This window comes from Mycobacterium sp. (assembly GCF_049281135.1).
GTDB lineage: Bacteria > Actinomycetota > Actinomycetes > Mycobacteriales > Mycobacteriaceae > Mycobacterium.
Genome location: NZ_JBAPRN010000264.1, coordinates 1 through 12,064, shown reverse-complemented (window position 1 = coordinate 12,064; position 12,064 = coordinate 1). Strand labels below are relative to the sequence as shown.

The following is a 12,064-nucleotide window of genomic DNA, read 5'->3' as shown; positions in this document are numbered from 1 at the left end:
CCGACGTCCGCGGCACCGCCGAGTACAAGCGGCACCTGGCCTCCGAACTGACCATCCGAACGCTGCGCACCGCCGCCCAGCGTGTGCGCGAACAAGGGAGCAATTAGCCATGCAGGTGAATATGACTGTCAACGGCGAACAGGTGACCGCCGACGTCGAACCCCGGATGCTGCTGGTGCATTTTCTGCGTGATCAGCTGCGGCTCACCGGCACTCACTGGGGATGTGACACCAGCAACTGCGGAACATGCGTGGTCGAGGTCGACGGCGTGCCCGTGAAATCCTGCACCATGCTCGCGGTGATGGCATCCGGGCACAGCGTGCGGACCGTGGAAGGGTTAGCGGGGTTGGATGGCTCTCTCGACCCGGTGCAGGAAGGGTTCATGCGCTGCCATGGACTGCAATGCGGATTCTGCACCCCGGGAATGATGATGACCGCCCGCGCCCTGCTAGACCGCAACCCCGACCCCGACGAGGAGACCATCAGGGAGGCGATCTCCGGACAGATCTGCCGGTGCACCGGATACACCACGATCGTGCGCTCCATCCAGTGGGCCGCACGCAACGCAACACCGGCGGCGACGTCGTGACCACCATCGAAAACCGTCCGCCCTCGCCAGAAGACACCGTCGACAACGATCAAAAGCCGTGCGGGCACGGCCGGATGCTGCGCAAAGAGGATCCCCGATTCATTCGGGGCCGCGGCAACTACGTCGACGACGTCGCGCTACCGGGCATGCTGCACCTGGCGATCCTGCGCTCGCCGTACGCGCACGCCAACATTGTCAGCATCGATGTGACTGCGGCCCTTGCGCATCCGAAAGTCAAAGCGGTGGTCACCGGCGCGGACCTGGCCGAGAAGGGTCTGGCTTGGATGCCGACGCTGTCCAATGACGTGCAGGCCGTGCTGGCCACCGACAAGGTGCGCTTCCAGGGGCAGGAAGTGGCGTTTGTCGTTGCCGAAGACCGGTACTCGGCCCGCGACGCGTTGGAATTGATCGACGTCGAGTACGACCCGCTAGATCCTGTCGTGGATGTCCGCACCGCGCTGGACCCTTCGGCTGCGGTGATCCGCACGGACCTCGAAGGCAAGACCGACAACCACTGCTTCGACTGGGAAACCGGCGACGCGGTGGCAACCGAAGCTGTGTTCGCGAAGGCCGACGTGATCGTCAAGCAGGAGATCGTCTATCCCCGGGTGCACCCCGCGCCGATGGAAACCTGTGGCGCAGTGGCAGATTTGGACCCCGTCACCGGAAAACTGACATTGTGGTCCACCAGCCAGGCGCCGCACGCACACCGGACGCTGTATGCGTTGGTCGCGGGCCTCCCTGAACACAAGATCCAAGTGATCTCACCGGATATCGGCGGTGGCTTCGGCAACAAGGTGCCGATCTATCCCGGTTATGTGTGCGCGATCGTCGGCTCGCTGGTACTGGGCAAGCCGGTCAAATGGATGGAGGACCGCAGCGAGAACCTGACCTCGACGGGCTTCGCGCGCGACTACATCATGGTCGGTGAGATCGCCGCCACGAAAGAAGGCAAGATCCTCGCGATCCGGACTAATGTGCTGGCCGACCACGGCGCATTCAACGGGACAGCAGCACCGATAAAGTACCCGGCGGGCTTCTTCGGCGTGTTCACCGGCAGCTACGACATCGAGGCCGCCTACTGCCGCATGACTGCGGTCTACACCAACAAGGCGCCCGGTGGGGTCGCCTATGCGTGCTCGTTCCGGATCACCGAGGCCGTCTACTTCGTCGAGCGGCTGGTGGACTGTCTGGCCTTCGACCTCAAGATGGACCCGGCCGAGCTACGGCTGCGAAACCTGCTGCGGCCCGATCAATTCCCGTACAAGAGCAAGACCGGCTGGGTCTATGACTCGGGTGACTACGAGACCACCATGCGCAAGGCCATGGACATGATCGGCTACGACGCACTGCGCGCCGAGCAGAAGGAGCGGCGGGCACACGGCGAGCTGATGGGCATCGGGATGTCCTTCTTCACCGAGGCCGTCGGTGCCGGTCCGCGCAAGGACATGGACATCCTCGGCCTGGGCATGGCCGACGGGTGCGAATTGCGCGTGCACCCGACGGGTAAAGCCGTTGTGCGGCTTTCGGTTCAGACCCAAGGCCAAGGCCACGAGACGACGTTCGCCCAGATTGTCGCCGAGGAACTGGGAATCCCGCCCGACGACATCGACGTCGTGCACGGCGACACCGACCAGACGCCGTTCGGGCTGGGCACCTACGGCAGCCGGTCCACGCCAGTATCGGGCGCGGCCGCGGCTCTGGTGGCGCGCAAGGTCCGCGACAAGGCCAAGATCATCGCGTCGGGAATGCTGGAGGTATCAGTTGCCGACTTGGATTGGGAGAAGGGCAAATTCCACGTCAAGGGTGACCCGTCGGCTGCGGTGACCATCCAGGACATCGCGATGCGCGCGCACGGGGCCGGCGACCTGCCCGAGGGCATCGAGGGCGGCCTGGACGCCCAGATCTGCTACAACCCGGAGAACCTGACCTACCCATACGGCGCGTACTTCTGTGTGGTGGACGTCGATCCGGGCACCGCGGTGGTCAAAGTGCGGCGCTTCCTGGCCGTCGATGACTGCGGTACCCGCATCAACCCGATGATCATCGAAGGTCAGGTGCACGGCGGCATCGTCGACGGCATCGGGATGGCGTTGATGCAGATGATCGCCTTCGACGAAGAGGGCAACTGCTTGGGCGGGTCGCTGATGGACTACCTGATCCCGACCGCGCTCGAGGTACCGCACCTGGAGACCGGGCACACCGTGACGCCGTCGCCGCACCACCCGATCGGGGCGAAGGGCGTCGGCGAATCGGCCACCGTCGGATCGCCGCCCGCGGTAGTCAACGCGGTGGTGGATGCGTTGGCGCCGTTCGGTGTTCGCCACGCCGATATGCCGTTGACACCGTCCCGGGTTTGGGAGGCCATGCAGGGCCGCGCCAGACCGCCGATCTAGAGGGTTATATGACGATCAGCGAGCGAGCTCAGCAACTGTTGGCGGCACGGACACCGTTTGTGCACGCGACGGTGGTGCGGGCCCAGCCGCCCACTTCCGCTTACCCGGGAGACGAAGCAATCCTGTTGGCGGACGGCACGATCGAGGGCTTCGTCGGCGGCCAGTGCGCACAAAACTCGGTCCGTAAGGCGGCGCTGGGTGTGCTGCAGGCGGGCGAAAGTGTGTTGCTGCGGGTGCTTCCCGACGGCGACGTGCACTTTCCCGAGGCACCCGGCGCCTGCGTGGTCGTCAACCCGTGCCTGTCCGGCGGATCGCTGGAGATCTTCCTGACACCGCAGCTCCCCGCTCCCCTGATCCGGATCTATGGAGCCACGCCGATCGCAGACGCGCTAATGCAGCTGTGCACCGTGCTGGGCTACGACGTCCAACGCGAAGCGCGGGAGACTACCGATCTAGCCGACACCTCCGCGGTGGTGATCGCCAGCCATGGCGGCCCGGAGGCCGAACTCATTCGCACGGCCTTGGATAACGGCGTTGGGTATGTCGGTTTGGTGGCCAGCAAGGTTCGCGGCGCCTCGATCCTGAACGAACTCGAACTCTCCGACGTCGAGCGAGCCCGCATACATACCCCGGTCGGATTGCCCATCGGCGCCAAGACACCGGCGGAGATCGCGGTATCCATCGCCGCTGAACTCATTGCCGCCGTCCGCGACGGCAGCCTGATCCGTCCCGCTACACCGGCGAACGGCGGCGCGCGCGAGGCGGTCGACCCAGTGTGCGGCATGACGGTGCCGATCGGACCCGCCACCGAACACTTGGAATTGGGCGGCGCCGACTACTGGTTCTGCTGCCCAGGATGCCGCACGGCGTTTGCCGCCGGGAAAGCCGGCGTATGACAGTGCAGTGGATCACCGGCGTCGTGCTGGCCGCCGGCACCTCGCGCAGGCTAGGGACGCCTAAACAGGTTCTGCCATACCGGGAGACGACCGTACTGGGGGCCACCCTCGACGTTGCCCGCGCGGCAGGATTCGACCAGATCATCGTCACATTGGGTGGCGCTGCCCAAGCAGTGCGCGACGTGGTGCCACTGGACGGGGCCGACGTGGTAGCCGTCGACGACTTTGGCACCGGCTGTTCGGCGTCGTTGCGTGTCGCGCTACAACGGGTAGACCCGCGGGCTGCCGGCATTGTGCTGATGCTCGGCGATCAGCCACGCGTGGCTCCCGCAACGGTGCAGCGGCTAGTCGCCGTTGCGCCGGGCGCGGACGTCATGGTGTGCCGTTACGCCGACGGCATCGGGCATCCGTTCTGGTTCAGCCGCGATGTATTCGACGAACTTTCGCAGCTGCACGGCGACAAGGGAGTCTGGAAGCTGGTCCAGTCGGGCCGGCACCCGGTACACGAGATCGCTGTAGCGGGCCCGGTGCCACTCGACGTCGACACCTGGGACGACTACCAGCGATTGCTGGAATCGATGTCATCATGATTTTCGCGGACCCCGACGACGTGATCCGCCGGTTCGACGCCCAGGACTACCTACTCGACACCGGAACCGCGTCCGCGATCTATCTGGCAGTCACGCTCGGCAAACCGCTCCTGCTGGAAGGAGAGCCCGGCGTCGGCAAGACGACGGCCGCGAAAACCCTTGCGGCAGTGCTCGATACCACACCACTTAGGCTGCAATGCTACGAGGGCGTGACCGCCAACGAAGCGCTTTACGACTGGAACTACCAGCGCCAGCTGCTGGCTATCCGGCTGTCCGAGGCGCGCGGCACCGGTATCGAAGAAGCGGATCTCTACACCGAGACCTACCTGGTGGATCGGCCCATCCTGCAATGTGTGCGGCATCGGGGTCCGACACCGCCGGTGCTGCTGATCGACGAGATCGACCGCGCAGACGACGAATTCGAGGCGCTGCTGCTGGAGTTCCTCGGTGAGGCCGCGGTCACCGTCCCGGAGTTGGGCACCTTCGTCGCCGAGCGCGCGCCGATCGCGGTGCTCACTTCCAACCGCAGCCGCGACCTACACGACGCACTGCGGCGGCGCTGCCTCTACCACTGGATCGATTACCCGGAGCCGTCCCGCGCGGCCGCGATTGTCCGCCGGACGGTGCCGGGGGCGACGACACCGCTGATCGGGCATGCCACCCAATTCGTGAGCAGCGCGCGTGATCTCGACCTGGACAAGCCGCCCGGCATGGCCGAGACCATCGACTGGGTAGCGGCTCTGGTGTCGCTGCGCGTTGCAGATATTGCCCCGGCCGATGCGGTCGATTCGGCGCTGGCCAGCCTTGGGGCACTGGCCAAGACGCCGGACGATCGCACCCTGATCCGCGACGCGTTCATCGAATACAGCCGCAGATGAGAGGGATCACAGTATGAAGATCGCCAACGAGTTCACCGTCAGCGCGCCGATTGAGCAGGCCTGGGACGTGCTGTGCGACCTGGAGCAGGTGATTCCGCTGATGCCCGGTGCGGCGCTGATCGGCCATGAAGGCGACGAATACCTCGGCAAAGTCAAAATCAAGGTCGGGCCCGTCACCAGTGAATTCAGCGGCAAGGTGCGTTTCGTCGAGCAAGACCGCGACCAGCACCGCGCGGTTATCGACGGCAAGGGCAAGGAGGCGCGCGGGACCGGCAACGCGGCCGCCACGGTCACCGCCCAGCTGCACGAGGAGGGGGGTCGCACGAATGTCAGCGTCGACACTGACCTGAAGATCGTCGGCAAGCTCGCTCAGTTCGGCAGCGGAATGCTGCAACAGGTGTCAGAGAAGCTGCTGGGCCAGTTCGTGGAGTCCCTGGAAGCCAAACTGGCCGCCGAGAATGCCGGCGTCCCAACGGGTTCGACCGATACGGCCAAGAAGGCCAGCGCCGAGGAGCCGATCCCGGCCCGGCCGGCAAATCCGGTCCCGGGCACCCGCCAAGACCCCGCTCCCGAGCCAGAGCCCATCGATCTGCTGCAGCTCGCAGGTGGCGGCCAGCTCATGAAGTACGGCTCGGCGGCGGCGGCGCTGCTCGCCGGGCTGGTGCTGATCTGGGTGCTGCGTCGGAGAAGTTAGCCGCTCGTGAGCACCCCGTTGCTGTTGCGAGGCGTCGATCTGGCGGCGTTCGCGGCGGCGTTGGCAGCGCGCCTGCGCGGCGCGGGAGTCTCGGTGTCCGCCAGCGGCCAGGGTGGTTTCGTCCAGGCGCTCCAGCACTTGGCACCGCAAACCACGGTCGCGCTGTACTGGGCCGCCAGGCTCACCCTCGTCAACCGGATGGACGACCTCGGTGCCTTCGACGCGGTGCTACGAGAGGTCTTCGGGAGTGTCCAACCCGGCGACACACGAAGCCCGCAGTCAGTCCTGCCGATCGCCGGGCCCAAGACACCCGCAGCGCTCGCGGCTGGCATCGTGCAGCCCCCGGCGAGCCAATCTGCCAATGCGCGCGCCGCAAAACTGCCGTGGGTCACCCGGACCGCGCCCGACCGGGACGGCGGAGCGGACGCGGGCATCCTGCTGCCAGACCTGCTGCCCGGCCGCATCGCCGCGTTGGCCGACGAACCGTTCGACCAATTCGACCCCAAAGATCTGCGCCTGATCGGTTCGTGGCTGGAGGCGTCGGTTCAGGCTTGGCCCCGGCGCCGCAGCCTGCGATTCGAATCCAGCCCGCACGGCAAGAGGATCGACCTGCGGGCGACGATGAACGCGTCACGCAGGACCGGATGGGAAGTGGTGACGCTGGCGCGAACGCGGCCGCGGCACCGGCCCCGGCGGGTCGTCCTGGTCTGCGACGTCAGCCGCTCGATGCAGCCATACGCCGCGATCTATCTGCATTTGATGCGGGCGACGGTGCTGCGCCGGGCCGGTGTTCGCCCCGAGGTGTTCGCGTTCTCGACGTCGCTGACCCGGCTCACCCCGGTGCTGTCCCACCGTTCGGCCGAGGTGGCGCTGGAACGGGCCAACGAGAAGGTCACCGACCGGTACGGCGGAACGTTCATCGGCCGCAGCATCGCTGCACTGCTGGCTCCGCCGCACGGCAGCGTGTTGCGCGGCGCGGTGGTGATCATCGCGTCAGACGGCTGGGACAGCGATCCGCCCCACGTGCTCGAGCATGCGCTGGCCAGGGTGCGGCGGCGCGCCGAGTTGCTGGTCTGGCTCAACCCGCGCGCAGCGCACGGTGAATTCCAGCCACTTGCCGGTTCGATGGCGGCGGCCCTGCCTTACTGCGATCTGTTCCTGCCGGCGCACTCGCTGACCGGCCTGCGCCAGCTGTTTGTGGCCCTGGCTAGTCGGGCATCGCGGCGATGAGCTGTTCGGCGGTCAGGGGCATCGAGCGCATCCGGACGCCGAGTGCGTCGTAAACCGCGTTGGCGATCGCGGCGGCCGTCGGGCCTTGTGCGCACTCGCCGACTCCCAGCGGTGGATTGCCCTGTCCGGCGACGAATTCGACCTCGCATGGGGGCACCTCGGAGAACCGCAGGATCGGGTAGGTCTCCCAAGTGTCGCTCGTGACATTCAATCGGTCGAAGCGCACCCGCTCCTTGAGCGCCCAACTGGTGGCCTGGATGGCACCGCCCTCGATCTGATTGACCGCACCATCGGGGTTAATGACCAGACCGGCGTCCACAGCGATGAAGAGCCGTCGCACCTGGATCTCGTTGACCGCCTCGACCTCGGCGACGACCGCGCAGTAGGCGGATGAGTTCTTATATCGCGCATAGCCGATGCCGCGCCCAACCGCGTCCCGTGACGTCCAATCCGCCCAAGCGGCCCCCGACGCCGCGGTGTGCAGGACTGCCTGTGCGCGCGGGTCCGACAAGTGGGCCAACCGGAATTCGAGGGGATCGCGGCCCGCGGCCGAGGCGAGTTCGTCCATGAACGACTCAGCTGCAAAGACATTGAGAAAGGCGCCCAGCGAACGCAGCGCCGAGGTTCGCAGCGGCATCTCGGTTAACAGGTGATTGGTGACCAGGTAGGCGGGAAACTCATAGGACGGCAGGGCATTTCGCCCGGTACCGCCACCTCGTTCGAGCGGCGGTTCGCCGCCTGCACGGATCGGCTCGCCACCGGTGCGGTGGCTTGCCGCCAACAACGCATTCGTCGGTGTTGTCCCGGGGCGGCCCATATAGCTTCCGCTCCATATCTCATGGCGCCAGGACAGCACGCTCCCGTCATCAGTAGAGTCGGCGGCTATCTCGACCACCGCCGCGGGACCGAACGGCGCCCATGCCAATTCGTCAGCGCGTGACCAGACCACCTGAACAGGGCGTCCGGGCACGGCTTGCGCCAGCAGCGCGGCATCCATGGCGGCATCGTCGGCGCCGTTGTGCCCGTAGCATCCCGCTCCCTCGACGTGGCGCACCAATACCCGATCCGGCGCGACGTCAAGTGCCGCGGCCAATTCACGCCGCAGCACATGGACGCCTTGGCTGTGAGACCACACTTCGAGGCGGCCGTCCCCGTGCGCCAGCGCGGCGGCGGCCGACGGACCGACCGAGGCATGCGCCAAATAGGGCCGGTGGTATCGCGCCGAGTGTGACCGCGTGGCCTGGGTAGGCGTCGACTTCTCTTTGAAGGCAAGCACCGAGGTGTCGGCTTCGGCCGACACAAGAAATCCGGGAAGGTCGTTCTCGTCCGGCAGGGTCGGCCGCTCGTCCCAGCTGGCGTCGCCGCGTAGCCGCTCAGCGGCGCGTAGCGCGACTTCTTCGCGCTCGGCCACTATTCCAAGGAAATCGCCGTCACGGACGACAGTGATCACACCTGGCAGCGCTTCGGTCGGTCCGGTATCGACGTCGCGCAGCCTCGCGCCGCGCGAGGGCGGGCGAACGATCCGCCCGTACACCTGCCCATCCAGGACGAGGTCGTGCAGGTAGCGCGGTCGTCCGGTCAGTTTGTCGGGTAGGTCCAGCCGGGCAACGTTGGTGCCGACAACCTGGTAGTCCGACTCTGCCTTGGCTGGCGCGTCGCCGGTCGCCGCGTGATCCAGCAGCGAGTCGTCGGCGAGTTCCCAATAGCTTGTGGTCGAATCGCCCGGACCATTTATCTGACCATCCGCAACTTCCAACTCGTCGGTCGTCGCGGCGAGTTTGGCTGTCGCGACGGCAAGATAGAGCGCCCGTGCTTCGGCGCACACCTGTCGCAGCGCGGCGCCTGAGTTCTGAATCGACAAGCTGCCGGCCGTAAAGCCCTCATCGGGGCTGAGATCGGTCGCCGCAGCAATCATCCGGACCCGCGCCACGTCCACGTCGAGCTCCTCGGCGGCGATCTGCGCCAGCGCCGTCAACACGCCCTGGCCCAGCTCTACCTTGCCCGAGCGGACCTCGACGATGCCGTCTGGTCTGATCCGAATCCAGTGGCCCAGGACGGGATTGGCAGCCAGCGACAGCGGCAACTCAGCGCTGGCCATCGGCCGACCTCGCCATCGCAGCCGCAGCGCTTAGCACTGCTCGAACCACACGGTTATGCGAACCGCAACGACATAGGTTGGGATCCAGGGCGGCGCGGACCTCGGCTTCCGTCGGCTCAGGGTTGTCAGCCAACAGTGCCGCGGCCGCCACCACGATGCCCGACATGCAATACCCGCATTGCGCTGCTTGGCCGGCGATGAGAGCGCGCGCCACGGGGTGGGGCTCTCCGTCGGTGCCCAATCCCTCAACGGTGCGAATCGACTTGTCGGCTACCGACCACAATGGAGTATCGCAGGAGTAAATTGGCCGGCCATCGGCGAGCACGAAGCACGCGCCGCACAAACCCAAGCCACAGCCGAAGCGCGTCCCCTTCAAATTCAGGTGGTTGCGCAATACATACAGCAGTGGTACATCGTCCGCGGCGCGAACCTCGCGCCGCCGCCCGTTCACGGTGAGCCATCGAACCGTCGAGTTCTCGCCTTCTCCCATGACTCCAGCATCCTCCGGCGGCGGTATTGAGTAGTCATGACTTCACTCACGTCGAACCAACCCATCACGAGGGCGGTCTTGTCAATCAGTTGGCTCATCACGTTTCCATCCGATCGTCGAGGCGGACCCGCACAGGACGCACCACCTACGCTGTGGCTTAGGACGTTCCCGGCCGGGATTGCCGGGTTCGGCGCAGGGCGGCGTTTTCGGCTCTCAGCGCCTCCACCTCGCTGCGCAGTACATGGCTTTGGCTGAGCCATAATCAGTTACCAATCAACCTAAAACAGAGGAGTGCGCGGTGGCGAAGCTGATGTCTGTGAATGTCGGCCTGCCCAAAGACATTCCCTGGAAAAACCGCACCGTGCACACCGGTGCGTGGAAGACGCCCGTCACCGGCCGCCGGATGGTTCGGCGGCTCAACATCGACGGAGACGGCCAAGGCGACCTCGCGGGCCACGGCGGGGAGAACCGCGCCGTCCTCGTGTATCAACTCGATTCATACCGTCACTGGGCCGAGGAATTTCACCGCGACGACCTGGCGCCCGGGCTTCTGGGTGAGAATCTGACCGTCGAAGGGTTGCCCGACGATGAGGTGTGCATCGGGGACCGATACCGGATCGGGCAGGCGGTCTTCGAGGTGACCCAACCCCGTGTTACCTGTTATCGCGCAGGCATGCGAATCGGCGAGCCCAGGATGGCAGCGCTGCTGGTATCTCACCGGCGACCCGGTTTCTACTGCCGGGTGATTATCGAAGGCGAAGTCGAGGCGGGTCAGGAGATCGTCAAGATCGGCGACGGACCCGAGCGGATCACGGTCGCCGAGATCGACGCACTGCTCTACCTGCCCGGGCATCCGCGAGACGCTCTGCAACGTGCGCTCCGCATCCCCGCGCTCAGCCCGGGCTGGAAAGCCTCCCTGCAGAGTCTGGCCGAGCAACCCGTCACAGAGTCGGGATCAGGCAACGTCGGGTTGACGGCGGCCGCGAGCAGTCCGCCGCCGGCGTGGACCGGGTTTCGCCCACTCCAGGTGACTGCGGTTCACGACGAAACCCGATACGTACGCTCAGTGTCACTGGCCGACCCCGACGGTACCGCCCTACCGGAATGGCTTCCCGGCCAGTCGATCATGCTGCGGCTATTTTCCGATCTGGGCGGTCCCCCGCTGATCCGCAACTACTCGCTGTCCAACCGACCCGGCTCCGATGAATACCGGATCAGCGTCAAACACGAACCACACGGGGAAGCCAGCGGACTAATCCACACCCAAGTCAAGCTTGGTGATTTTCTCGACGTCGCCGCACCCCGCGGCTCCTTCTTCTTGTCCGACGGAGACGCGCCAGCGATCCTGCTGTCCGCCGGAATCGGAGCCACCCCCGTACTGTCCATGCTGCACGCGCTCGTCAGAACACGCTCGGCCCGTCAGGTCTGGTGGCTGCACGGCGCCCGCGACACCTCCGAGCATCCCTTCGGCGCAGAGACCCGTACCCTGCTGAACCAGTTATCCCACAGTCGATCCCACGTCTTCTACAGCCGCCCAGCTCCGGCTGACCGCCAGGGTATCGACTTCACTGACTACGGCCGCCTTTCGATCGAATCGCTCCGTGAATTCGGCTTGCCCCGCGTCGGGGACGCCTACCTCTGCGGGCCCGCGGCGTTCATGGCTGAACTCAGCGCCGGCCTCGCCGCCTACGGAATGGATCCCGCCCGCGTCCACACTGAACTCTTCGGGGCGGCAGCCCCACTCACGCCCGGGATCGCAGCGACGTCGATCCCTCCTCACCAGCCCGCTGGACCACCCGGTCCAGGTCCGGCCGTTCAATTCGCGCGCAGCGGCATCTGCGCACAGTGGGGCCCTCCAAGTGGCAGCCTGCTCGAATTCGCAGAGGCATGCGACGTTCCAACCCGCTGGTCCTGCCGCACGGGTGTATGTCACAACTGTGAGATCCCGCTGCTGTCCGGGACTGTCCGCTACGACCCCGAACCGCTTGAGCGGCCCGCCAGGGGAAACATCCTGATCTGTTGTTCACAACCCGCGGAGGCCATAGTGGTCGACCTGTGACACGGGTTCACCGCAAACCGAACCGCCCGACGATGCTGTGGTCGATGAAACTTCCGCTAGATATCGAAAGCGGTTCGAGGCGATAATGAGCATCTCCCGGTTCTCTGGCCGTCTGGGCGCTCAAGGTTGCGTGCCAGGTTGTAC

Annotated in this window: 9 protein-coding genes and 2 pseudogenes; 9 read left to right on the top strand and 2 right to left on the bottom strand. The window is 65.9% G+C overall.

All coding sequences use genetic code 11. The features are described 5' to 3' along the window. The 8 genes and pseudogenes from WAN02_RS10690 to WAN02_RS10655 all read left to right on the top strand — a co-directional run. Positions 1-107, top strand: a pseudogene (locus tag WAN02_RS10690) (xanthine dehydrogenase family protein subunit M); the annotation flags it as partial. Positions 108-109: 2 nt separating this feature from the next. After that, positions 110-589, top strand: coding sequence for a (2Fe-2S)-binding protein (locus WAN02_RS10685; RefSeq protein ID WP_422264133.1), 480 nt, complete (start codon positions 110-112; stop codon positions 587-589). Beyond that, complete coding sequence (locus tag WAN02_RS10680) at positions 586-2,985, top strand: aerobic carbon-monoxide dehydrogenase large subunit (protein ID WP_422264134.1); 2,400 nt, start codon at positions 586-588, stop codon at positions 2,983-2,985. The genes WAN02_RS10685 and WAN02_RS10680 overlap by 4 nt, the downstream gene beginning before the upstream one ends. A gap of 8 nt (positions 2,986-2,993) precedes the next feature. Beyond that, positions 2,994-3,740, top strand: a pseudogene (locus tag WAN02_RS10675) (XdhC family protein); the annotation flags it as partial. A gap of 137 nt (positions 3,741-3,877) precedes the next feature. Continuing rightward, positions 3,878-4,471 (top strand): nucleotidyltransferase family protein, encoded by a 594-nt coding sequence (locus WAN02_RS10670; RefSeq protein ID WP_422264132.1) that lies wholly within the window; start codon positions 3,878-3,880, stop codon positions 4,469-4,471. Continuing rightward, a complete protein-coding gene (locus WAN02_RS10665; RefSeq protein ID WP_422264131.1) occupies positions 4,468-5,349 on the top strand; it encodes an AAA family ATPase in 882 nt (293 codons plus the stop codon). Before WAN02_RS10670 ends, WAN02_RS10665 begins: the two co-directional genes overlap by 4 nt. A 13-nt stretch (positions 5,350-5,362) precedes the next feature. Continuing rightward, a complete protein-coding gene (locus WAN02_RS10660; protein ID WP_422264130.1) occupies positions 5,363-6,043 on the top strand; it encodes an SRPBCC domain-containing protein in 681 nt (226 codons plus the stop codon). A gap of 6 nt (positions 6,044-6,049) precedes the next feature. Continuing rightward, positions 6,050-7,273, top strand: a complete 1,224-nt coding sequence (locus WAN02_RS10655) for a vWA domain-containing protein (RefSeq protein WP_422264129.1) — start codon at positions 6,050-6,052, stop codon at positions 7,271-7,273. Here the strand turns inward: WAN02_RS10655 and WAN02_RS10650 are convergent. After that, positions 7,251-9,371, bottom strand: coding sequence for a molybdopterin cofactor-binding domain-containing protein (locus WAN02_RS10650; protein ID WP_422264127.1), 2,121 nt, complete (start codon positions 9,369-9,371; stop codon positions 7,251-7,253). The two genes, WAN02_RS10655 and WAN02_RS10650, sit on opposite strands and share 23 nt — an antisense overlap. Next, positions 9,358-9,861 (bottom strand): (2Fe-2S)-binding protein, encoded by a 504-nt coding sequence (locus WAN02_RS10645; protein ID WP_422264126.1) that lies wholly within the window; start codon positions 9,859-9,861, stop codon positions 9,358-9,360. The genes WAN02_RS10650 and WAN02_RS10645 overlap by 14 nt, the downstream gene beginning before the upstream one ends. Positions 9,862-10,159: 298 nt before the next feature. Between WAN02_RS10645 and WAN02_RS10640 the strand changes: the two genes are divergently transcribed. Further along, positions 10,160-11,920: an MOSC domain-containing protein gene (locus WAN02_RS10640; RefSeq protein ID WP_422264125.1), complete on the top strand. Its 1,761-nt coding sequence runs from the start codon at positions 10,160-10,162 to the stop codon at positions 11,918-11,920. Positions 11,921-12,064 lie beyond the last annotated feature (144 nt).

What these genes read in the sequence shown, in the direction of transcription:
- WAN02_RS10650 (WP_422264127.1), bottom strand. Translation starts at nt 9,371, where the DNA reads ATGGCCAGCGCTGAGTTGCCGCTGTCGCTGGCTGCCAATCCCGTCCTG.
- WAN02_RS10660 (WP_422264130.1), top strand. Translation starts at nt 5,363, where the DNA reads ATGAAGATCGCCAACGAGTTCACCGTCAGCGCGCCGATTGAGCAGGCC.
- WAN02_RS10665 (WP_422264131.1), top strand. Translation starts at nt 4,468, where the DNA reads ATGATTTTCGCGGACCCCGACGACGTGATCCGCCGGTTCGACGCCCAG.
- WAN02_RS10645 (WP_422264126.1), bottom strand. Translation starts at nt 9,861, where the DNA reads ATGGGAGAAGGCGAGAACTCGACGGTTCGATGGCTCACCGTGAACGGG.
- WAN02_RS10670 (WP_422264132.1), top strand. Translation starts at nt 3,878, where the DNA reads ATGACAGTGCAGTGGATCACCGGCGTCGTGCTGGCCGCCGGCACCTCG.
- WAN02_RS10685 (WP_422264133.1), top strand. Translation starts at nt 110, where the DNA reads ATGCAGGTGAATATGACTGTCAACGGCGAACAGGTGACCGCCGACGTC.